The organism is Rickettsiella endosymbiont of Litargus connexus, from assembly GCF_964277335.1.
In the GTDB taxonomy this organism is placed as follows: Bacteria; Pseudomonadota; Gammaproteobacteria; order Diplorickettsiales; family Diplorickettsiaceae; genus Aquirickettsiella; species Aquirickettsiella isopodorum.
Genome location: NZ_OZ195516.1, coordinates 160,388 through 184,110 on the forward strand (window position 1 = coordinate 160,388; position 23,723 = coordinate 184,110).

At 35.9% G+C, this 23,723-nt stretch carries 13 protein-coding genes; 5 read left to right on the top strand and 8 right to left on the bottom strand.

Features of this window, described 5'->3' with window-relative positions:
* Positions 1–12 precede the first annotated feature (12 nt).
* Both mfd and ACICP9_RS00740 read left to right on the top strand, forming a co-directional pair.
* The gene (gene mfd / locus ACICP9_RS00735) at positions 13–3,462 is read left to right on the top strand and encodes a transcription-repair coupling factor (RefSeq protein ID WP_395498043.1); all 3,450 of its coding nucleotides are present in this window, start codon (positions 13–15) and stop codon (positions 3,460–3,462) included.
* Positions 3,463–3,642: 180 nt separating this feature from the next.
* The gene (locus ACICP9_RS00740; protein WP_395498045.1) at positions 3,643–4,719 is read left to right on the top strand and encodes a hypothetical protein; all 1,077 of its coding nucleotides are present in this window, start codon (positions 3,643–3,645) and stop codon (positions 4,717–4,719) included.
* Between the two features lie 59 nt (positions 4,720–4,778).
* Here ACICP9_RS00740 and ACICP9_RS00745 read toward each other — a convergent pair whose 3' ends face one another.
* From ACICP9_RS00745 to djlA, 5 genes are all read right to left on the bottom strand, one after another.
* Entirely contained in the window at positions 4,779–6,077 is a 1,299-nt protein-coding gene (locus tag ACICP9_RS00745) for a peptidylprolyl isomerase (protein WP_395498047.1), read from the bottom strand.
* Positions 6,078–6,089: 12 nt separating this feature from the next.
* Positions 6,090–8,540 carry an LPS-assembly protein LptD gene (locus ACICP9_RS00750; RefSeq protein WP_395498049.1) on the bottom strand — a complete coding sequence of 817 codons (2,451 nt, stop codon included), beginning with the start codon at positions 8,538–8,540 and terminating at the stop codon, positions 6,090–6,092.
* Positions 8,541–8,772: 232 nt separating this feature from the next.
* On the bottom strand, positions 8,773–9,162 hold the full coding sequence (locus tag ACICP9_RS00755; protein WP_395498051.1) for a hypothetical protein: 390 nt from the start codon (positions 9,160–9,162) through the stop codon (positions 8,773–8,775).
* Positions 9,163–9,173: 11 nt separating this feature from the next.
* Positions 9,174–9,839 carry a ribulose-phosphate 3-epimerase gene (gene rpe / locus ACICP9_RS00760; protein ID WP_395498053.1) on the bottom strand — a complete coding sequence of 222 codons (666 nt, stop codon included), beginning with the start codon at positions 9,837–9,839 and terminating at the stop codon, positions 9,174–9,176.
* Positions 9,839–10,663: a co-chaperone DjlA gene (gene djlA / locus ACICP9_RS00765; protein ID WP_395498055.1), complete on the bottom strand. Its 825-nt coding sequence runs from the start codon at positions 10,661–10,663 to the stop codon at positions 9,839–9,841. The genes rpe and djlA overlap by 1 nt, the downstream gene beginning before the upstream one ends.
* A 281-nt stretch (positions 10,664–10,944) precedes the next feature.
* On the opposite strand from djlA, the gene waaA reads away from it, so the two are divergent.
* Together waaA and ACICP9_RS00775 are read left to right on the top strand one after the other, a co-directional pair.
* Positions 10,945–12,213: a lipid IV(A) 3-deoxy-D-manno-octulosonic acid transferase gene (gene waaA / locus ACICP9_RS00770; RefSeq protein WP_395498057.1), complete on the top strand. Its 1,269-nt coding sequence runs from the start codon at positions 10,945–10,947 to the stop codon at positions 12,211–12,213.
* A 7-nt stretch (positions 12,214–12,220) separates the two neighbouring features.
* Entirely contained in the window at positions 12,221–12,865 is a 645-nt protein-coding gene (locus ACICP9_RS00775; protein ID WP_395498059.1) for a riboflavin synthase subunit alpha, read from the top strand.
* A gap of 26 nt (positions 12,866–12,891) precedes the next feature.
* Here the strand turns inward: ACICP9_RS00775 and ACICP9_RS00780 are convergent, their stop codons facing one another.
* The gene (locus ACICP9_RS00780) at positions 12,892–13,554 is read right to left on the bottom strand and encodes an HAD family hydrolase (protein ID WP_395498061.1); all 663 of its coding nucleotides are present in this window, start codon (positions 13,552–13,554) and stop codon (positions 12,892–12,894) included.
* A gap of 86 nt (positions 13,555–13,640) precedes the next feature.
* Positions 13,641–14,612 (bottom strand): hypothetical protein, encoded by a 972-nt coding sequence (locus tag ACICP9_RS00785; RefSeq protein WP_395498063.1) that lies wholly within the window; start codon positions 14,610–14,612, stop codon positions 13,641–13,643.
* Between the two features lie 153 nt (positions 14,613–14,765).
* On the opposite strand from ACICP9_RS00785, the gene phrB reads away from it, so the two are divergent.
* Positions 14,766–16,181 carry a deoxyribodipyrimidine photo-lyase gene (gene phrB / locus ACICP9_RS00790; RefSeq protein WP_395498065.1) on the top strand — a complete coding sequence of 472 codons (1,416 nt, stop codon included), beginning with the start codon at positions 14,766–14,768 and terminating at the stop codon, positions 16,179–16,181.
* Positions 16,182–16,327: 146 nt separating this feature from the next.
* Here the strand turns inward: phrB and ACICP9_RS00795 are convergent, their stop codons facing one another.
* Positions 16,328–23,533, bottom strand: a complete 7,206-nt coding sequence (locus ACICP9_RS00795; protein WP_395498067.1) for an NB-ARC domain-containing protein — start codon at positions 23,531–23,533, stop codon at positions 16,328–16,330.
* Positions 23,534–23,723: the final 190 nt, after the last annotated feature.

Genomic DNA, 23,723 nt, shown 5'->3' on the forward strand with positions numbered 1-23,723 from the left:
AAACTAAGCTTTATGTCTATTTCTAAATTTTTAAATTTTTCCATTCCCACTGAGCCAAATCAGCGTTTACGCTTTAGTAATCTACAGCAAGATAGCCTTGCCTTAGCATTAAATCAGATAGCCGATAGTTATGAAGGCACAATTTTAATTGTTACACCGGATAACCTAATGGCAAATCGGCTAGAAGCGGCATTAAAGTTTTTTTCTCCGCAGTTAACCGTCATAAACTTTCCTGACTGGGAAACATTACCTTATGATCATTTTTCTCCCCATCAAGATATTATTTCGCAACGACTTTCGACCTTAGCTCAATTATATGATGTTAAGCGGGCTATATTGTTGGTTCCTATTACCACCTTAATGCAACGTATTGCTCCGCTGAGTTATATCCAAGCGGCAAGCTTAAGTATGACTTGTGGTGAAAAAAGATCGATCGAGGAGTTGCGAAAAAATTTACAATTAGGAGGTTATCACGGTGTATCGCAAGTTTTAACCCGTGGCGAATTTGCTGTACGCGGATCCATTTTAGATATTTTTCCCATGGGTAGCGATTTACCTTTTCGTGTTGATTTTTCTGATGATGAAGTGGATAGTATTCGCCATTTTGATCCCGATACACAGCGCTCTATAGAAAAAATAGAAAAAATAAATTTGCTTCCGGCACGTGAATTTCCTTTATCAGAATCTGCAATCAATTTTTTTCGCCAACAGTGGCGTGAAAATTTTGTCGGTAATCCTTTAAATTGCCCTTTGTATGAAGCTGTGAGCGAGGGACGTGCTCCAGCCGGAATAGAATATTATCTCCCATTATTTTTTCCGAAAACACAATTATTGATTGATTATTTGCCAAAGAAAGCTTTAATTTTACAAATTAATAATGCCCAGTTAGCAGCAGAAAATTTTTGGAAGGAAATTAATGAACGTTATGAACAACTTAGACATGATATAGAGCGACCCATCTTAGCCCCCAAGCAACTTTATGTGGAAGTCGATACATTATTTACGCGATTAAAAGAATTTCCAAGAATATTGTTACAACAAGCCCCTGCAGAGTCTGCTGATCCTTATCATTCGCTGGTTAAGAAATTTCCTAATTTAACGGTTGATCATAAGCTTGAACAACCGTTAGAACATTTAAATTTATTTCTAAATGAATTTTTAATGAATTTACAAGCGCGTGTTTTATTTTGTGTGGAAAGCGCAGGTCGTAGGGAAGTGTTGCTGGATTTACTCAATAAATTTTCTATACACGCTCATCGCTGTGAAACTTGGCAAGAATTTCTGCATGCTCCTGAACCTATTCATATCATTATTGCGCCATTAGAAGAAGGCTTCTATTTAGAGAACCCCCCTTTGGCATTAATTAGTGAAGCACAGTTATTTGGTAACCAGATTATTCAAAAACGTCAAACTAAAACTAAAAGTGTAGATGCACGTACGATTATTCGAAATTTAGCGGAGTTAACCGAGGGTAATCCAGTTGTTCATATTGATCATGGCGTAGGACGTTATCGAGGTTTACAGCATTTAAAAATAGATGATCAGGAAAATGAATTTTTGATAGTCGAGTATGCTGCAAAAGCAAAATTATATGTTCCGGTTTCTTCGCTTAATTTAATTAGTCGTTACAGTGGGAATGATAGTGAGCATGCGCCTTTGCATCAATTAGGTTCTGACCAATGGGAAAAAACCAAGCGTAAAGCGGCTGAACAAATGCGGGATGTGGCCGCTGAATTGCTCGATATTTATGCCCAACGCGCTGTGCACAAGGGTTACGCTTTCCATCTGCCTGAGCATGATTATCAAGTATTTGCTGCACAATTTCCTTTTACAGAAACACAGGATCAAGAACAAGCTATCCAGCAAGTTATTAAGGATATGATTTCAGAACGCACTATGGATAGATTAATTTGTGGCGATGTTGGTTTTGGCAAAACAGAAGTTGCGATGCGTGCTGCATTTTTAGCAGTGCAATCCAATAAGCAAGTCGCCATACTTGTTCCAACCACCTTATTAGCCCAACAACATTATCAAAATTTTAGTGATCGTTTTGCTGAATGGCCTATACAGATTGAAATGATTTCACGTTTCCGAAGTGTTGCGTTACAGAAAAAAATTCTAGAACGCTTGCAAATCGGGAAAATTGATATTTTGATAGGCACACACAAATTATTAAGTAAAGAGCTACAATTTCCTCGGTTGGGTTTATTGATCATCGATGAAGAGCACCGCTTTGGTGTACAACAAAAGGAACGTTTAAAAGCATTACGTGCTGAAGTAGATATTTTAAGCTTAACTGCAACACCTATCCCACGTACCTTAAATATGGCTTTATCCGGTTTACGTGAATTGTCTATTATTGCTACACCACCGGCACGACGGTTATCGATCAAAACCTTTGTACAGATGCGTAACGCCCGTTTGATTCGTGAAGCCATATTGCGTGAATTACTCCGTGGGGGCCAGGTTTATTTTTTACATAATCAAGTCGATAGCATTGAAAAAACGGCAAGAGAATTAGAAACATTAGTACCAGAAGCACGTGTTCAGGTGGCCCATGGCCAATTACGTGAAACGCAACTCGAACGCGTGATGGCAGATTTTTATCATCAACGCTTTAATGTATTGGTTTGTACGACCATCATCGAAACCGGTATTGATGTGCCATCGGCTAATACTATTATTATTGATCGAGCGGATAAGTTTGGTTTAGCACAGCTACATCAATTACGTGGCCGAGTGGGACGTTCTCATCATCAAGCTTATGCGTATTTAATGACACCTCCTAAAGAAATTATGACGGCTGATGCGATGAAACGTTTAGAAGTCTTTACTTCTTTAGAAGATTTGGGCGCTGGTTTTACCTTAGCCATGCATGATTTAGAAATTCGAGGTGCGGGTGAAGTTTTAGGTGAACAGCAGAGTGGTAATATGCAATCGATAGGATTTTCACTCTATATGGAATTACTCGAGCAAACGGTGGCTGCATTGAAATCGGGTAAAGAGCCCGCACTAAAACCGGTTAGTCATGCTGTCGAAATTGATTTGCAAATCTCCGCGTTGATCCCAGAAAACTATTTACCTGACGTACATACTCGTTTAGTGCTTTATAAGCGTATTGCCCATGCCAAAAATGAACAAGAATTAGAGCAATTACAGGTAGAGATGATCGATCGTTTTGGCTTATTGCCTCAGGCACTGAAAAATCTATTTCAATTAAGCGAGTTGAAATTACTTGCGCAAAAAATTGGTATTACAAAGATTGTGTCTGGACCTCAGGGAGGTCGCATTGAATTCAATGAAAAGCCTAATATCAATCCCACCGCTATCATTCAGTTGATTCAGAAAAATCCGGCATTGTATCAGCTTGACGGTCCTGCTCACTTACGCTTTAGCTTTGCACAACCCACACCTGAATTAAGAATAAAAAATCTTTATAGCGTGTTACATAAATTTATTTGATATTCACGGTAATCTTTATAGGATTTATAAAATACTTTCTTTATTTATACTCATGAATCATTTAAAATTATTAGGGTTATATTTTTTTTAAATAATTTAATTTTAAAACTTAGTGTCTTGAATGTTTTTATTACGAAAAGTATAATAGAAATTAAATAATTTAAATGTGATAAAAAAATTATGCCAAATAAAAAAAACATAAAAAAAAATAAATTAATTACAGGACTTGAAAAAAATATTTCAGAAAATGAATCAATTAATCAATGGCGAGAGGAGAACAAGCTTCCAACTCAAAGTTCTCTTGATGCAGGGAAGGTGATTAATACAGGAAATTTATCACATTGGCAAATTCCGTCGGTACCTTGCTCTTCTAATCTTAAACATGAAGCTTCTGTTTCCCTGTCTCCCCGCTCTCCTAATCCTAAACGGCATTTAAAACCTAAAAAACCTGCAATATCAACAACTCCTCCTGGATATATTCGCTTACCTAATCCTAACCGTCATTTAAAACCTAAAAAACCTCCACTACCAACGGATAAAATTTCTGAAATGTTGCAATCAATGAAGCTAAAAGTGCGCAACGAGACGCAAAATCTAAGCACTCGCGATTGTTTTGCACTTAACCCTACATTTTCCAAATCTTTTTCTACTTCTGCGACACAGCAAAATTTTGATAGCTCCCTTCCCAATTTTTCTTATGGACATGATAACTCATTAGCTCAAGCAGAGTCTAAATCTACTTTTCCTGTTGCAAATTATTCTGAAGAATCTGAATTTGGGGAACCGGCTGAACTTGGATATCCATCGTATGTCTTCGTAAAACAAAAAGGACATACGGATACGGGAGCGGAATCTAAATTTGGGGAACCGGAATCTTACAATGATGAACAAGAAGAGTATTTTGAAAACCCAGAGTATGTTCCTTATGAGGAAAGGGATAATAATCCTTCTGGGACACAAGCAGTAAGTGGATACGAAGAACCTCAATATGAAGAGTATTTTGAAAACCCAGAGTATGTTCCTTATGAGGAAAGGGATAATAATCCTTCTGGGACACAAGAAGAAAATGAATATGAAGAAGAGCCGCAGTATAGTAAGCCTGAGACACACAGATTAGGACAGTCTAGATTATTTTGTGAGCCTAAAGAATCATTAGCTCAAGCAGAATTTAAGTCTGCAAAGCATGAAAAAAATGCTGCGAAAAAAGATGAAAAATTAAAGAATCAAGCTTCATCCTTTCTTCGTTTTGGTATATAAAAATAAAAGAAGCTGTTTTCCTGCAAAATTAGTGAAGGTAAACTGGACAGTTAACAAGCCTACATAATTTTTACGTAAGATTGGTTACGTATTTGACGTAGCCAGTTTTTTAATGCTTGCTGGAATTTACGTTGATAAACTAGCTGCGCTGCTTGTTCACGTGAAACATTCTGTTTCGTTTGTAATTTTTGTGCTCGACCTAAAACTTGTACGATGTGCCAGCCAAACTGAGTTTGGAAAGGTAAGCTAATTTGATTGATGGCCAATTTTTTGATTTGTGCTTCAAAAGTGGGATCAAATAGGCCTGGTAAAGTCCAACCGAGATCGCCTCCTTTATAGGCAGAGCCGGGATCCTGAGAGTACTTTTTAGCGAGTGTAGCAAAATCACCACCACGCAGAATGTCTGCGCGAATTTCGTTAAGGCGTCTTTCTGCTTGCGTATTATTAAGCAAAGGAGAGGTTTTAATTAAAATATGTCGAGTATGTGTGGATGTCACATAATGAGCTGTGGTTGAATTATCGCCCCGTATTTCTAAAAGACGAATGAGATGAAAACCATTGCCAGCTTGGATGGGTTCTGTTACTTCCCCTGGCTTAAGTTTTTGTACAGGGATTTGAAAAATATCGGGTAAATCATTAAGCGGACGCCAACCTAAATCCCCACCCGTTAATGGAGGGTTAAATTTGTTTGCTTGGCTTATCAATTTTTGAAAAGAAGATCCGTTTTTTGCTTGTTGTAATAAGGATAAAGCAATAGCTTTTATGCGAGAAATATCAGCGGTAGATGGATTATTTGGAAATGGGATAAGTAAATCTTCAACATGGTAAGCTGTTTTTTGCGGAGTTGATTTAGGCATATGCGCTAACATATCCTTCGTTTCTTGATCTGTTACGGTAATTTTTGCAGCGACTTCATCTTGTTGTAGGCGATTTATAATCAGTTGTTGACGGATTTGTTGTCGATATTTTGCATAAGGTATATTTTCTTGTTGCAACTTTTCACGTAATTGCTCGAGTGTAAAACCATTGCGTTGCGCAATACCCATAATGGTTTTATCTAATGCGGCTTCGTTAATTTTTAATCCTGAATTAGCCGCTAATTGAAGCTGTAATTCATTGTCTATCATCTTATTAAGTACTTGTTTGCGAAAAATTGCTGCATCTGGGATAGGTTTATTTTCAGAGAGCCATTGCTGTCGCGTTATTTCAATTTGTTCACTTAACTGTTGCTGCGTAATGACATTATTGTTAACCACAGCAACAATACGATCCAAGGTTTCAACGGCATATAAGGGGTTAGCAGATACTAAGCTAGTGAGTAAAATAATAAATGGAAAGATTTTTTTAAGAAAGTCCATAATCGCTCGTTACTAAAAATGGGTTGCACCAGACTGAAAATTATCAGTATAGCCAGGGATATTATTAGTTAAAAAGTTGGTTATATCACTGATGCCTACGGTACTCAAGCCTTTGAGTTGAAATTGGAAATAAACAACATTATTAAATATTGGGCTACTATTTTGATTTAAGGCAAAAAAAGTGCGCCCGGCCACAATTCGAAAAGCCCAACAACAGCTATCATATTGCAACCCATAGAAAAAGCTTTGTGAGTAATTATGACTAAAATTATAATTCCAACCGCCCACTGTGCTCCATTGATGCTTAAGTGGCGTTGCAAAAGAAAAGCCCAGCCGATTAAAATCATTTTGGTGACTATTGGGGGGTGTGGGAGGTGTTGTGACAAATAGATCGCCAAAACGAATACGCCCATAGTTGATATTAAACAGCTGATTAGGATGTGGATGATACTGTATGTTTGCAGCCGCATTAATAATGTCGTGACTCGTTGGATCCCAGGCAATATTCGCGGTAGTGCTCCATTGTGGATTGATATTGTAATTTAGCTGGCCGGCAATGGGAGAGAATTTTTCAGTCGGCGAAGTGGCGCCTGGTATTGTAAATGGGTTGGCGCACAAGGTTCCGGGTATACTTAATTGCCTTTCTAATGGGTTACATAAAAAGACGCGCCTATCTTTAAAATAATAGATTTCACCGATACTAGCTCTTAATTTTTCTTCGCCAGTGAATTGATCCAATAATCGAGTGGTGAGCGCAAAACTAATTTGATTGGCATCGCCGATACGATCAAAACCACTAAAACGGTTAGTCATAAAAAGACTATCATAGCTAAAAGGAATAAGTGCACTATCAAAAATAGGAATACTATTTTGATCACGATAAGGAACATTTAAATAAAATAGTCGAGGCTCTAAAGTTTGTAAAAAAGAATGTCCTCCCCAATGGGTTTTCCGATCAAAATACAAACCACTATCCACACTAAACAGAGGCGTCGTGCGCTGGATTTCGTGCTGATAACCATTGACTTGATTTATTATATTATAATGCGTCAGACTCAATTGAACTCGTGGAATGAGGTAAGCTTCTTTACTACGTATTGGATAACTGATGGAAGGGAAAATATTAAGTCGGAGTGCTTGCGGCGGTTTAACTAACTCACCAGGGTTATTTAAACGTTGAAAATAACTCAATTGATTGTTTATTTGAACCTTAAATCCATGAAAATTTTGTGTGGTACTATTTAAATCAATCTCAGGTAAACTATTATAAGGGTTATTCACGGGTGCTTGATTCAAAGGATGCAGTGTTTGATAGCGATTGATGCTCGTCGTAAAATTCCAAATATCACCGGTGTAATTTAATTGTGCTTGTTGTGCCAGTTGATTAATAGCGATAGTAGGGGGCTGGTTAAAATCCTCCAAATAATAATCATCGCCAACCCAATTAAAGTTTACTATGCTCGTCCAACGAGGAGCCCATAGACGCTGTTCTTGCCATGTAAAAGATTTTCTAGTAGTGCTTGGATAAATCAGTGGGTTGGTGTTGGGGTAAAGCAGAGGAATCTGATCAGCAAGCCGCGCCGCTGCTCGATCATAGGGAAGATAATTAGCAATGATCGTTCCTTGACTATCATGACTTAAATAACGAAATTGACCACCTAATTGTACGCCACGCTTGCTTAAAATAGTGGGTGTAAATAAAAAGTCATAATTGCTAGCCATATTCCAATAATAAGGAAATCCAATACTTATCCCCGATTGTGAAGAAGTTCCAAAGTTTGGGAATAAGAAGCCTGATTCACGTCTATCATCAATAGGAAAAGCAAGATAAGGACTGTATAAAATAGGTGTTCCCCGAAAATCCAACCAGGTATTGTAGGCTTTACCGCGACCATCATCACGGTTCAATATTATTTTTTTAGCGGAGAGTTTCCAGGTTGGATGAATGGGTGAACAAGTCGAGTAGGTACTATTATGTAAAATCATTAATCCAGGGTAAGTCTGTTCCAGCGCACTGGCTGATCCCCAAGCATTAATCGGCATACCTTTGTTAGTGCCCATTAATATCGTGCTATTTCTTAATAAAATACGATAAATAATATCCGTAAGATAACCGCTTTGATTGTTTAAATTTAAATGGGCTTTTTTTGCTTTAATTAAAAGATTAGGCTCTTCAAGTTTAATTCCACCGAGTAGATCCATATTAGTGATTTTCCCTGTTTTCGGATCACGATAGAAATAAACTTGATCGGCATACAATATTCGGCCAGGTTGAGTAATAACGACATTACCACTTAAAGTAGAAGTCCCTTCAAATGAAAAATGAGATTGTGCGGCATCAATATGAGTAAAAGCTTGATTGAGTTTACTTAAAGAAGTTTGAGAATAAGCTTGTAAGGGATCTAAATAGTGTCCTTTGCAAATACCCAGTTGACTAGGTATCCAACCAAGTTGTTGTCCCATCGTCAATTCTGTCGTCAAGCCCGGTGAGACAAAACACAAAAAAGTAAAATAAATTAGCCATTGAATGATAACGAAATCTTTTTTTTGAGGAATTGAGCTCCTTTTTTTTCTATGGATCATTATTTTTTTAGCTCTCTTGCGCGGTTTAGCTAATATCTCGTCTTTATGAAAGCAAACGATCTATTTTTCGAAAATTAAAATCTAAACTATTCATACAAATTGATAGGCTAACTTAAGGGAGAAAATTATTGGATACACAATTATTCCCTTTAAAGCTTATATGGATAATATGCCCGTCAGCAGTTGTTTCAAATGAGGTTTGACAAGAACGAATGACAGTTTGGTGTGTATTCCAAGGCTCATCATAATTAGAGAAAAGATTTCCATTATCGGTGCGCAAAGGAGAACGTTTAGGATCGGGGATAGAATACATCGTTTTTCGGGTATACTGATAGATTCTATGACCATTGGGAAGTTGTATTCCTGTGTCAGGTTCCCCCCATTTAGAAATGAGCGCTTGAATATTTTTTCCTTGCCATGTATCAATTTTTTTTTGGTAGTTTGCTGTGCTAGCACAAGCACTTAATAAAAAGAATAGACAACCCATTAAAAAAAGACGCATATTATTTTTCCTTATAGAGTTAATTGTGATCGTAGTTCGGTTAATGTGAAGGCGTAATTTTCGGTATGAAAAATACCCGATCCTAAAATAAAAGTATCTGCACCCATTTTAGCGATTTCCCTAATATTATTTTTTTTAATCCCGCCATCCACACCTAAACGAATACTAGGTTTGTGTGTGGAAAGTAACTGTTTAGTGGCGGAAATTTTGTTTAAAACCTCAGGAATAAAATGTTGCTCAGCAAAACCGGGATTAACAGACATCATTAATATAAAATCTAAGTGATCCCAGAGGTTATTTAAACAATTTAATGACGTTTGAGGATTAATTGCTAATCCTGCTTTACAACCCAAATGACGAATTTGTTTTAAATTTTTAAGCACATCGCTACTGGCTTCAGGGTGAAAGATGATTTGATCAGCACCCGCTTTAGCAAAGGCATTAATTAAATGATCGACTGGATTTACCATTAAATGTACATCAAGAAAAGTCTTAGGTAGATGTTTGTGTAAAGCCTCGCAGACTAAGGGTCCAAATGTCAAATTAGGGACGAAATGATTATCCATGACATCAATATGCAAACTATCGGCACCCGCTTGCAATACCGCAGAGGATTCCTTAGCTAAGCAACCCATATCCGCAGATAAAATAGAGGCGGAAATAATTAAATTACGCATTATATTCCCTTAGCCGCACAGATACGATCGTAGGCAGCCTTGATATTTTGAGTTTTCTCAGTCGCTATTTTTATCATTTCTTCAGGTAAACCCTTCGCCAATAATTTATCAGGATGATGTTGACTCATTTGCTTTCGGTAGGCTTTCTTTATTTCAGCGGGCGATGCTTGTTCAGAGATACCTAAGATAGCATAGGCATCTCTTAGATTCAGCTGATGAGATGAGTGCGATGATTGATAGTATCCTTGTTGTCTCTGACCAGAAGATTGTTGGCGGAAAGCTTGCTCAAAATTAAATAGATGCTCAAAAAAGCTAAAGTTGAGTGGCGCAAACCCTAGATATTGACAGATTTTCTGCAATACTCTTTGCTTATCTGCTGTGAGATGGCCTTCAGCCAGGGCCGTTTGCATTTGTATTTCTACAAAAAGCTTAAGTAATACCTTATTGCGATGGCAGGCTTGGACTAGCTTTTTTAAGGTTTCTTCTAAATTAAACGAGGCTTGTTTACCTTGACTAAAAAGGTCGATAGCCTTTTGACGCATGGTTTCGGTAAGACCTAAGCGATTCATGATGGCTCTAGCCGCTTGAATTTCTGCTTCAGAAATCCGCCCATCTAATTTTGCGATATGTCCCATTACCAAGAACGTGCTATTAAAAAAAACTTGTTGTGCGACGTTTGGATTGACAGAAGAAAAAGTCCAGCCCTGGTTTTCCCTAAGGCCACGGTCAAAGAGATGCCCAATAATGACACCTAATATAAGCCCAAATGGTCCTGCAAAAAGAAAACCAAAAAAACCTCCAACAAGTTTGCCCCATATATTCATGATTAAACCTAACTCATAAAAATTCGACTATATAGTCTTTTTACTTAAATTTTGTCCATGACCCAGATATTTCTCGTAGGTAGATACTTCAAGAAGGCATCATTTTTGTGATTCCTCATCTCCTCTGAGATTCCATATTTCGAGAAAATAGGTAAGAATAAAGGAAAATAACAATAGGATGCTTCTACCAAGAGGTATAAGACTAACAGGATATTATCTTGTCTTAAAGTTGAATAAGCGATAAGCTCACCATTAAATACTAATTATAATTTTATTAAGTCATGCGATTCTTATATACAATAATTTTTTATTTATTTTTGCCGTTTATTTTATTGCGTTTATGGATAAAAAATCGTAAAAATCCTAATGGATTGCAATTTTGGCATGAGCGTCTAGGCTTAGGCCTACGACATCCTTTGCCATCCGGTGGGATTTGGGTGCATGCCGTTTCAGTCGGCGAATCCTTGACGGCCATACCATTGATCAAGCGGATACAGCAACGTTATCCATCGCTACCTATTATTGTGACCAATGAGACAGCAACAGGTGCCGAACGTATCCGTGTTGCATTGGGAAACAGTATAACCCCGCTTTATTTTCCTTATGATTTACCCTTAATCTTGAGGAAATTCTTTAAGGCACTACAACCAAAATTACTGATTTTGTTAGAAACGGAGCTTTGGCCCAACCTTCTAGCCGCGTGTCAGTTGTATCAAGTGCCGGTAGCCCTTGTCAATGCCCGTTTATCTGAACGCTCCGCTTTATCCTATCGGCGTATTTTGCCGATAACACAAGCCATGTTAAAGAGCATTAATGTTATTTCAGCTCAGTTTCAAGCTGACGCGGAGCGTTTTATTGACCTTGGTTTCTCGCCTGAGCGAATACACATTACCGGTAGTCTTAAATTTGATGTGACGTTGCCAAGAAATTTACTGGAACAGGCCCAGCAATGGCAGAAAATTTGGGGAGAAAATCGGCTTGTTTGGATTGCGGCGAGCACTCATCCTGGTGAAGAAGAATTGATTCTTCAGGTATTTAAGCAGGTGCGTCATTATTTCCCAGACTTATTATTAGTTTCGATACCCCGACACGTGCATCGAGCTTCTCAATTAGAACAGCTATATCGCAGTCAAAACTATAACATTAACAAGCGTAGCGATCATAAGCGCGATCTGAACGATATCGATGTTTTGATCGGTGATACGATGGGTGAATTACTTATTTTTTATGCGGCAGCGGATCTGGGTTTTGTGGGTGGAAGTCTCGTTGAAAAAGGCGGTCAAAACCCTCTTGAGCCCGCTGCCGTTGGCCTCCCTATATTAACCGGCCCTTATACTTTTAATTTTGCAACCATTACTGAACAGCTGAAACAGCGAAATGCAGCAATTCAGGTAAATAACGCGACAGAGCTAGCAGAGCAGGTTATTTCTTTGTTGTCTGATCCAGTACGACGCCAGAACATGGGTCGGGAAGCTAAAAAGTTTGTGGAAGAAAATAAAGGATCGGTGTTAAAACAAATGCAATTAATTGAAAGTTTATTAATAATTTAATTTTTCTATGTACTCTGGAATTACACAAGGTTTATTTGTTGTAAAGTCACTCACTAAACGACCAGGATTATTCCATTATAGTGTCGTATTAAATGAAGAACTAGTAAAAAATTTAAAAACGGGTGCGAGTATTTCTATAGATGGCGTTTGTCAAACCGTCGTTGCGAAGAATGGAATTGAAGTCAGTTTTGATGCAATGCAAGAAACCTTAGTCAAAACTACTTTAAATGAACTTTTTGTTGGAAGAAAAGTCAGTGTGGAGAGGAGTCTAGTCTATGGTGATGAAATAGGAGGACATGAACTGAGTGGCCATGTATTGGAGACAGGAAAAGTTATCGATAAAAAAATTAGTGGAGAGAATTTATGTTTGTCTATTCGATGTTCTGTCGCTTGTTTCGCTTTTGTTAAACCGAAAGGTTATATCGCGGTGGATGGTTCTAGTTTAACTGTAGGATTGACGAATAAAAAACAACCTAGTTTTGAAGTGTATTTAATTCCCGAAACATTACGCAAAACCAATTTTTCCGATAAAAATGTGGGTGATAATGTTAATATCGAACCTGATATGAAAACGATGGTATTAGTTGAAACTGTACAGAGTTATTTTTCTAATATTGATGACCGATTAACTGCCATAGAAAAAAAGCTATAGCAGATCTCAACAAACAAGCGTGGAATTTAAAATAAAATAGCCAAAATGTCTGTTAATCGCTTAATTGTATAAGTCGGATGAAGCGCTAGACAAGCTTTTTCATCCCCATAACCATATTCTGCCCAACAAGAGTCAGCACCAATAGTTTTTGCAAATAGTAAATCAGCCGGTGTATCGCCGACCATTAAGATTTGTGTTGGATTTATGTGGTTAAATTTTGGTTTGATGAAATCAGTATAGGCCATAGGATCCGGTTTTTTTCTCAGTGTTTTAGTATCGCCGATGACCATGGCAATATATTGCTTTAATTCAAAACGTACTAGAGCGGTGTCCACCGCAGCAACGGCTTTGTTGCTGACCACGGTAAGAATGAAACCCGCTGCATGAAGTTGCGCTAATGTTTCTGCAGCTTTAGGGAATGGCGCACTTTTATCCTCACCTTCAGCTAAATAGATCGTTTCGTATGTATTTAATAAGTGATGAATTTGTTGCTGTGTGAGATCGGGACTAAGAACTTCTAAGGTTTTTTCCATGCCTAGGCCTGCTCGAATTGTTTCGTCGATGAAGTTATGATTTGGTATGGTCTTATGTAATGTCTCATACGTTCGCTTAATGCAAAATAATATGGCTTCATGCGTGGCGCAAAGTGTGCCATCAAAATCAAGGATAAGTAATTTATAATTATTCATAATTGAGCAGCTTAGGTTAAAAAGACCGAAAATCAACGAATACTCAATAAAAGTGTAGCTTATTATGGGTTTAGCGGTAAAGAAAATTAAGCTAGATAGGAAAACTGATTATTGAATGAGCTAGAAAAATGAGAGATTTCATCTCTCAATGCTTGCCATGCAATTAATGAATGAGTTTTCCCTTTAAAGAATGAAAAAAGGCCCCAGGGATCCCTATGTTGGGCAAGAAGTTTCCAAGTATCATGTTGATTTAATTGATTAGAAATAGTATTGATTGGTTTGTCGCTAGCAATGTCCTTGGCGAGGCTTCTAAATAGACTAGCTTTTTCTGAACCATTTTTTCGAAAACATTTCGGTGTGTCAAGATGGGTTAGTATTTCTGAAATAATAGTTTGAAGATTGATTCGAGTTTGAATTTCTTTATCATAGTTTGAGTTTAGCGCAGATTTAGAAGGGAGGTATTCTATATAAGGAATTTCTAGATTTATTAGATCAATAGCTGAATTATTTTTTAGTACAGAAAACGCGTTATCCAAGGATCGTGCACTTATGGGAAAAAGATATATTTTTTTGGATAATTGTCTTCCAGTGAAAATTTGTGCACAACATAATGGCGCGCTATTTTCCGACAAATTTTCGGGTATTTCATAGCCAAAATTTATATTTTTCGATGAACCGATACAAAATAAAGTGATTAAATTTTTATTATAGTCTTTAATTAAATTAGATTGATTATCAATTTTGAAGCGAGAATTATTTTGAATAATTTCAACTAACTTTATATCAATACCGAATTTTTTTAAGGCGTTTAAAAACTTAATTTTATTTTCATGATTAAAATCTAATGAACTGTTAACGCTTAGCTTAACAATAGAGTTTTTTAAATCTGATTCTAGTTGACTTAAATTTATCTTTTGAAAATTCTTTTGAATAAAACGAATTTGAAAATGAAATTTTCTGTCTTCTTTACTCTTGATATCACAAATAAAGAGCGATTGACCGTCAAAAATATGGAAATACTTAGTAAAAAAATTTAGCTTTATATTCGAGTTAGACATATTTTTTCATAAAAATTATCATTGTTTATTATTGCTAATAATATAACATAATTTTATAAAATAAATCTATTTAACTTTAGCGATAGTTAACTAGGATCGAATATAATCTAGAATAGATGGACTCTATTTTAATTTCCGTGAAAAGGACGGTCTATGAAAGGCTTAGTATGGTTTCGTGAAGATCTAAGATTACATGACAATACGGCACTCTATCATGCTGCTCAACAATGTCCAGAAGGTATTATAGGGATTTATATCATCGATGTCAGCTTTTGGCAAAAGCATCATATGGCTGTGTGTCGTGTCCAATTTATACTTACTGGGTTGTTAGTATTAAGTCAGAGTTTACAGTTGAGAGGCATTCCTTTATTAATTAACCAAGTAAAAAAAACCGCGGATATTGCTCAAGCATTATATCAATACGCAAAAAAATATAAGCTTGATACTTTATTTTTTAATAAACAATATGAAATAGACGAAAAAAAACGCGATCAAGCCGTTTGTAATTATTTAGGTCAATATGGGATTAAATGTAACGCTTACGATGATCAGGTCATATTACCACCAGGCATAGTCCAAACTAAGCAAGGTAAAACTTTTAGTGTCTTTACGCCGTTTAAACGTGCCTACTTACAATTGCTATTGAATAATCAAAATATAATTCCACATTACTCGCTCCCCAAACTACAACCTACACTAGGCATTCGATCGAGTAAAGTTCCACTAAAGTTAATTGGTTTTTCCTCTACTATTATTTGGCCTTCTGGTGAAAAAGAAGCGCAACGGCGCTTAAAACAATTTATAGCTAATGGCTTATTTAATTATCACAAAACCCGCGATTTTCCGGCATTGGCGGGGACAAGTTTATTATCACCTTATCTGTCGGCAGGAATGATCTCACCACGCCAATGTTTACTCGATGCATTAATGGCTAATCAAGGTGAATATAACTCTGGAAATAAAGGGGCTATTACGTGGATAAACGAATTAATCTGGCGTGATTTTTATAAGCATTTATTAGCTACAGTACCACGTTTATCAATGCATCAACCCTACCGATTAGAGACTGAAAAATTAAAATGGCGCTATAATGCAAAACAATTAGTCGCTTGGCAACAAGGCAATACCGGTTATCCTATGGTTGATGCCGGCATGCGCCAATTAAAGCAAATTGGTTGGATGCATAATCGCTTACGTATGATAGTTGCGATGTTTTTAACTAAAAATTTGTTTTTTGATTGGCGCATTGGCGAAGATTTTTTTATTCGTCATTTGATCGATGGAGATTTAGCAGCCAATAACGGGGGTTGGCAATGGAGCGCATCTACGGGGACAGATGCGGCACCTTATTTTCGAATTTTTAATCCACTTCGACAAAGCGAACGTTTTGATCCCCAAGGGGATTTTATTCGTCAATATTGCCCTGAGCTACGTTCATTTGATGCACGATCAATTCACGACCCGTATCAGCGAGCACCGGCGCTTGCTTTACACAGCGGTTACCCAAAGCCTATCATTGATTTTAAAACCTCTCGGATTGCCACGATTAAGGCTTTTAAAATGCTTTAATGTTTATTTTAAAATTTTCCCATTTAAAGGCAAAATGTATGCGATCAAAAAGAAAAGGTATAGTTATCCATCGGGCGTTTTCGTCCTGATGATAGGAATGTGGTTTGCCATTATGTAACGGCTACCATAGGTTTTTATAAGATTTTTTATAATTTTTGGAATCCAAAAGTTTTAGAGTTAATTATTTTTTGTTGTTTTTCAACTTTTAGAATAGTTTTATTTAATTTTTTATTAGAAGAAGAGGGTACAACCGGGTTTTTTAAAGATTTCCGAGCAATCAGATCAAAAAGAATAAGTGTGTTATGAAGATTCGGTGGTTCTATAGGCGAAGAAAGAATGTGCTGATTCGGTTTTTTCGCTCTCGATTCACTTTGTTGGTAGGGAGATAGTGATAGTGCTTTTGTAGTCGGTTTAAAGTTTTCTTGATGAGATAACTGAGGCGTTACTAAGAAATTTATCTTTTTATTCGAATTTGGAACGTTAAAAAAAGTTTTCTTTAGCTTAGCGACTTCTGGTTTAGAAAAGTTGGGTGCTCGAAACTGATTTTTGATGGGTTTGGTTAATGCCTTCAGATTATTTTGAGCCGAATAGTTCGGCATAGTTCGCTTGTGAAAATTCTCCTTATTTTTATGTTGAACAGAGTCATTCTTTTCAATAAGGAATTTAGCTTTTTCCTTCTGAACAGAGAGAGGCGAATTTGTTTTTTTCTTTTTACCTTTTGTTTGATTGATGTTTTTCTTACCACGATAAGCTTTCATTTCTGAATCGTCATATTTTTTTAAATAATCATCGGCCATTGCTAAGATACGTTTTTTCTCATCAACAGTTCTAGACTGAGGATAGTGAGTCATTTGAGTAAAAAAGGTTTGATCAGTGTGTTGAGATACTTCTTTAGAAAGGGTTGATTTTTGAAGGGCATTGATGGCTTTCTTTTCTTCTCGATGTACTTGGCGCTTACGGCGCAATATCTGCGGCGGCAACTTCTTCTGGTTCTGCATTCCTACCGTATTTAAAAAGGTATGGGCTATTATGTCGCTCACATTAGGAGAATTGGAAGAAAATAGTTGAGATAAATAAGAAAAATGAGTCGCATGCTTAATTTCTTTTTGATAATCCTGAGGATGAATTTCGTAGTCAAAAAATTTAAATGTCGCGGATAATATCTTTTTTTTCATTTCGGGTATTTGATAAAATTGGTAACAGATAATCGTGCAGTAATCCGTAGAGAATGGAAAGGCATTCGTCAGAATAAGATCCGCTTTATCACGAAAAAATGCAAAATTTCCTATGTTTTTCAATATGAGAACTTCAGTCTCCTCTTCTAAATCTTGATGAGTAAGAAGGATAATCTTCTTATCATCAGTAAATATTAAAGGGGCTGCAGTCAAAGTCCAAACGTCATCCTCTAGGGGGGCTATATTTCTAGAGACAGAATCCAAAACGATATCAAGTTTTTGATACCAATTACTATTATCAAGTAGTGCATTTTTTAATTGGATAGTTATCCAAGGCCAGAAACAAGTGGAGTCATAAGAACTTTGATAAACCGGAGAATACACGGAATTACTTAATGTTAAAATTAAGTCATTCGCAGAGGGAAATACATGTGAAGAGATAACAGCTTTCGGATAGATTTGTTTATATTCCTTTATCATTTCCCGTAAATCTAACGTATCTATCCGCTCGATTAAGTCATTTGAATCGCTTTGTGAAGTATCGTATAAGATTACTTTAGGAAGTGGAAACTTAGCATTTTTCCCCGGTAAAATAATATAAACATTTTCACCCCCATTACCTACTAAATGACTTTCATGTAAGCCGTCGATATAAAAAATTTCATGTTTTTTTTCTCGCCCTATCGATAGGGTGAGGTTGTTTATTAATTGAATAGAGAAAGTTTTTTCTAAACGATTCGCTATTGCTCTAAATAAACTAATTTTTTCATCCACTGTTTTATTATTAGAGGTTATTTCTTGTCCATATAAATGCTCATTTTGTATTAATTTTATTACAATCCCTTGAAAAAAATAAGCTATATTTTTTGAAAGACTCGTTGCATTCTTAGTTTGATTACTGTTTGAGGTAATCCTGTTTGAAATAGTAATAGCAAATAGTTTTCTATCTGTATTTTCAGAAGTTAGTACAGAAATATGTAGCGTATTATTTTTTACTGTCATTGTCTCTAGGTGCTCTAAAGAATATTCAAAAAAAAATTGATGCTGAAGAGTTTTTTTAAAATGATAGTAAATCCACGCTTCACCTATCTCTCCAGAAGGAATTCGATAGCTTATCGAGTCTATTGTTGGGTTTGATAAAAATGTGATTAGTGTATTATTTCTTAACACAAACTCTAAATTTTTATAAGAACGATCAGTGATAAAAAAATTATCGGGATGTGTTTGATTTTTTCCCCCGTAGGCATCGATAAAACGGACATCCTTATTGACATAAAAAATATCAGATTCATTTTTCCGTCCGTAAATGTGATCGATCCGATCGATTTGGACTCTAATCTCATCAGGCGCACAAAAGGGTGGAATCGATTGCATGGCGGCTTTGTTTTTTCCGCATAAGAATCCATCCGTATCAAATAGCAAATAATCACTGTTTTCAGGATGAAATTTATCCAGGACCAGTATATCAGTCTCATTGCCTCCTTGAAGCAGGCCTGCAATCGAATTTCCTTGCAAATTAAATACATTGCCATTATCACCCCCTAGATACCGTTTTTTACCGTTTTGTACAATAAATAATGTGGGGGAATGAGAAAAAGCAATGACTTCGTCCTCTCCTTCTCCTAAATCGACTAAAGTTCCATTACCGGTTCTGTTTAGTGCATAGCTTACGCCTAAGGTCTTATGGCATAAGTAATACTTCATTTTTATATTAAGTACCTCATAAGGAGGTGGAGAGGCGGATAAACAAATTAAATTACCCTCAGCAGGTTCGTCAGGATTATTATCGTCAGGTGTAAAATTTATTTTTTCAGTTAAAAAAGCTTTACGGATTTTGCATGTATCTTCTACAAAAGTAAAAGCAGGAAAAATATACCACTGAATAGCGGTGTTATCTTTTAAAAAATTAATCGCACGTTCTACTAATTGCCCATTATTGGCTTTAAGCTGTATATATTCTAAAGGAGCCAGATGAAGTGTGCTAAGTAAAAACTCAAAAAATTTTTCTCCTCTAGAAAGATGCACATATTTTTCAATGGCTTCAACGTGTTTTTCAACCGCATACCCTTCAGCTCCTAGCCAGACAACTAGCGCCATTCCTTCTCCAAGAGGACCAGTGAAGGCGGATATCCCCGTAATAAATCCAAGAAATTCAGCCCCCTCGATACCGGCTTCGATGCCATCGATACTCAAAATGACACTATTTGAAATGATATTCGGAAGAACATCTTTATTTCCCATTCTATAAGCGTGTATTTCATTTTTAAGATTATAAGCAAAATAAATTGAGGTGGCTTTAGCAACAAATGGCGAAGCCGCTTGCAGTGCTTTACCTAAAAATTGTCGTTTGCCCATGGAAGATACATTTTCATTGAATAAAATGCTGAGTACTTTTTTATTTTCCAAGCCTAAATTCTTTTCAAGTAAACTGGCATCGGAGGCTAAGTTTTTTCCTTGAGTGAGCAAGCTATTGGATATTTTTCCAAAAAACAGACTGCTAGTCATTAATCCGAAATTAATGGCCACTTCATTAAAATGACCTTGAATCAAGGCTGATAGCGTATCTTTGGTCATCAACGCTGAACTGATATAGCGGGATATCTGTTCTATTTTTTTAAAATGAGCTTTAATTGGTTGTTTCCTGAGTTCTTTAATCCGCTCTTGTTCTGTTTCGGATAATGAACAAACATTTCGCTTTCGGCTATGTGACGGGCAGCTATCGTAGTCGATAAACTGATTATCGAATATTTTTAATCTAAATTCATAAAAAAGTCTTACCGCTTCCTGTTGCCTTATTTTTTTTGAAGGAGCAGTCGAATATCGTTTTATTTTAAAAACGGGATCGCGTACATTTTTAAAATGTTCTAAAATATACTTAATATTTTCCTTAGATAAAGAGCCTATCGTCCATTTTTTTTCAATATAGTTAAGTATTTCAGACAAGTGGAAAGTTAAGCCCAATTTGATAAAATAAGCTACCGCATCGCCTAAAAATGTAAGAAATTTTTTCGTTGAAAATTTAAAATAGGCCAAATCAATAAAATAATGGCAATATTTTAAATTCTGAAGAGCCAAGTTATCAAAAAATGCTTTCTCTGGATGACCGTATAACAAACTCGGTATTAAATCTTTATGTTCAGACATATAGAGAAGAAAATGAAGATAGTGAAAAACACTTTCTTCATCTTTTTTGAAAGCAAAATGCCAATGCCAAAGTAAGAGTTGGGTTTTTTCGACTATTTCTTTAAATTTTGGTTGATTTTGTTCGAGATTAATTCGTATGACCTGTTGAACTAATCGATGAATCGTATATTTACTTTTCTGTTCCTTTGGATTGATCATGGAATAACTACTCAATAAATGCATAATAGTATCTAAATCATATAAATTTGAACGACGATTGATAGCATTCAAATGGTAAAATTTTTTACTTGCAATATTATCAGGATCTAAATAGGCCATAATATTTAAAATTTCTATCGCATCATCACCAATCGGATCGGTTTTAATTTTACATAGTGTAATGAGCCAGGTTGTAAAAACTGTTTCTAGGTAGGGATCGTTAGAATAGTTTACAAAATTAAAATTTAATAATTCTTTAGTTTTTTCTTTATAGAGTTCGATGTAATGATGAAAAGAAAAACTAGTATCGGTATTTCTTCTTAGTTTGATATAAGCCAGTGCTTGTTGTAATGCCAAAGGTAACCCTTGAAGCAATTGATGCAATTCCTTTATTCTTTCATGCGGAATATCCTCTCCTAAATTCAATGATTTCTTGATGAGTTCTTCGGTTTCTTGTTCAGTAAAAATATTAAGTGACAAAGTAGGAGCAACATTTTCCCAATTACGATAACGAGAAGTGATTAACAAAGTCGGTTTATTGCCTAGCATAGATTTAGGTAAATAGGCTTCTATGGCGCGATAATTTTCTACATTGTCAAAAATAAAGAGACTTTTTCTGTCCGAAAAATATTCATAGATTTCTTCTACTATTTCTTCTAGACTCTTTCTTTGGTTATAACAATCTTTGGTTGCAATGTGCAGTCTTGTCGCTAGTTTGTTGAGAGAATACGCTATATTTTCCTTAGTTTCTGCACTAATCCATAAAATATTGTAATCATAGTCACTCGCATAAAGCTCAGCATAGCGTAATGCTAATTGTGTTTTGCCTATTCCTCCTAAACCATTAATTGATAATTGGGAGCCACTTGAGGCTGATGTCGAGTCGCTATTTAATGTACTCAATGTATTTTCAGCTGACGAAATAGATAAAGTAGCCCAATTGGGTACGATGGCGGTTGTTCTCTCTGACATTAGGGTACGATGCAATGTTTTAAGCACCTCTATTCTTCCGCTAAAATTTTCTATTGGTTTTCTTAAATCAAAAAAAATAGGCTTTTTACTAAAAGGTTCTCTATTCAAAATTTGAGGAAGATATCGATTCTTAATTTTATCTAGAATACGTCGTGCTTCCGCTTGATTTGTCTCGGCATGTAAAAGATAATAATATCGTCTCGAAAGAAATTGAAAAATGTCCTTGGTTTGAAGAAATTGCTGCTCTGTATACGAGGGTTTCAAGTTTTCTTTCAATTCTCCGTTGTCCTTTTTTTCCCATTCAAAAAGACGCCGATAGCCATATGGGCGATCATGTAAATTTTTTAGCGTATAAAATTTATGAGGTTGGTCCTTTTTATCGAGAGCAACTAAGCTTGTTTTTTCATATAAGTTGGCGGTATTAATAGCTTTTCCATTATTATCTTGTATGGTATATCCTGAAATCCGTAATCTGGCTCGTTTAACGTTAGGATCAAAGAACTTTTCTGATGGCCCTTGTAGCACACTTTTTTCTATCAATTCCTTGGAAATAATCTTATCTAGGTTGGAATATTTCTTTATAGCGTTGAATAGCCGTCCTATAGCATCCTCAGCTAATTTTTCCATAGCCACTTTGTCGCCTGCTTTATCGGTTACCTGCATAAATTGACTTTCAAAACTGTGAAATATATCCACGGCTGCTTCAGATAAAATAGAGTCTAAATGCTCTGACTGAATTGCAGAAAAAATCTTGGTAATTTTTTGGGCTGTATCTTTAGAGGGGTAAAATTTACCACTAATCATTCTCAACGAAGTCACCAATGAAGGAATTGAACCCATAAGACTTTGAGAAATACCTATCCCTAATAACGCACCGGTTAACCCTGTTTTTAATTCAATTTTCAGACTTTCTTCTGTTAAGCTTTCTCCTTTGGCTAATAAATGGTAGGCGCCAAGTTTTTTTACAAAAACACTCATATAGGTCTCGACAAACGTTTCTAATAGAATTGTTATTTTCCCTTTTTTATCGTTAAATGATTTAAATCGTTTAGGATCAGGCTCAGTTTTAGTTTGTAACGCTTCTTGGACGGTAAGGCCTTGCGAGAGCAATGGATGTCGTTCATTCCAAGCTGGATCAGCACGGAGTTTTTCGGCAAAATATTCCCTTCTCGTATTAAAATATTCTTTACTGCGTGGCCGTTTCAATTTATTAATTATCCAGAGTATGGATTGATTCTGATCAATCATTTGACTTAGGTCAGCCGCATTTTCGAGCGCCCATAAACCGCAATTGAATTCATCCTTTTGTTGAATAAAACCAGGGCTTAAACTTAACGAGGATATTTGGAAGGTATTTAAAAGTAGTTGATAGTACTCAGGCGGGATAGGATTATCTTTTGAATCGCTATAATAGCCCACATACTGATTATTTTTATAAGCAATAACCAACGTCACCCAATGTAAATTCGCTAAGTTAATAATTAAAGTAAGTCGAGCGGAAGCTAATTTACTGGCTTGTATTTTAAGCTGAAATAGCTCTAAGGTAATATATAGCTGTGCCATAGAACCTAATACTTCAAACGTAGCATCGCTCTCTCTATGATAATTGTTATACTCTAAGCGAGCGATCTCAGCGATATCCTCTTGGCTTAACCAATAGCTATACTGGTTTTTTACTGTTGCTTCCACAAGCGTTTCGTCATTATTGATTCGTTTAACACGCGTGCTTAAAATAGCGTAGTTTGAATTATTTTCTTCATAATAGAGTAAAGATTCTCTAATAACTCGATAAAGTATCTTGTCACTTGAAGAGTCTAATGCATTTTGAACGTAAGTTTTTGAATTTTCATTTTTTTTCTGCATTATTATTTCCTTTTATTTTTTTGTGAATTAATGTTATTAACCTTAATAAGTTTAATAACGTAAGAAAAAAATTAAAAAATTTCTATTTTTAATTATATATAAAATAGCATTATATTTAGTTGGCAAGATAGAGTATTTGAGTAATAATTAAAGATATAAAATAATTTCTTAAATTAATTTGAATTAAAAA

Excerpts from the sequence above, each read along its gene's own strand:
- mfd (WP_395498043.1), top strand. The coding sequence starts at position 13 with ATGTCTATTTCTAAATTTTTAAATTTTTCCATTCCCACTGAGCCAAAT.
- ACICP9_RS00740 (WP_395498045.1), top strand. The coding sequence starts at position 3,643 with ATGCCAAATAAAAAAAACATAAAAAAAAATAAATTAATTACAGGACTT.
- ACICP9_RS00745 (WP_395498047.1), bottom strand. The coding sequence starts at position 6,077 with ATGGACTTTCTTAAAAAAATCTTTCCATTTATTATTTTACTCACTAGC.
- ACICP9_RS00750 (WP_395498049.1), bottom strand. The coding sequence starts at position 8,540 with ATGGGACAACAACTTGGTTGGATACCTAGTCAACTGGGTATTTGCAAA.
- ACICP9_RS00755 (WP_395498051.1), bottom strand. The coding sequence starts at position 9,162 with ATGCGTCTTTTTTTAATGGGTTGTCTATTCTTTTTATTAAGTGCTTGT.
- rpe (WP_395498053.1), bottom strand. The coding sequence starts at position 9,839 with ATGCGTAATTTAATTATTTCCGCCTCTATTTTATCTGCGGATATGGGT.
- djlA (WP_395498055.1), bottom strand. The coding sequence starts at position 10,663 with ATGAATATATGGGGCAAACTTGTTGGAGGTTTTTTTGGTTTTCTTTTT.
- waaA (WP_395498057.1), top strand. The coding sequence starts at position 10,945 with ATGCGATTCTTATATACAATAATTTTTTATTTATTTTTGCCGTTTATT.
- ACICP9_RS00775 (WP_395498059.1), top strand. The coding sequence starts at position 12,221 with ATGTACTCTGGAATTACACAAGGTTTATTTGTTGTAAAGTCACTCACT.
- ACICP9_RS00780 (WP_395498061.1), bottom strand. The coding sequence starts at position 13,554 with ATGAATAATTATAAATTACTTATCCTTGATTTTGATGGCACACTTTGC.
- ACICP9_RS00785 (WP_395498063.1), bottom strand. The coding sequence starts at position 14,612 with ATGTCTAACTCGAATATAAAGCTAAATTTTTTTACTAAGTATTTCCAT.
- phrB (WP_395498065.1), top strand. The coding sequence starts at position 14,766 with ATGAAAGGCTTAGTATGGTTTCGTGAAGATCTAAGATTACATGACAAT.
- ACICP9_RS00795 (WP_395498067.1), bottom strand. The coding sequence starts at position 23,533 with ATGCAGAAAAAAAATGAAAATTCAAAAACTTACGTTCAAAATGCATTA.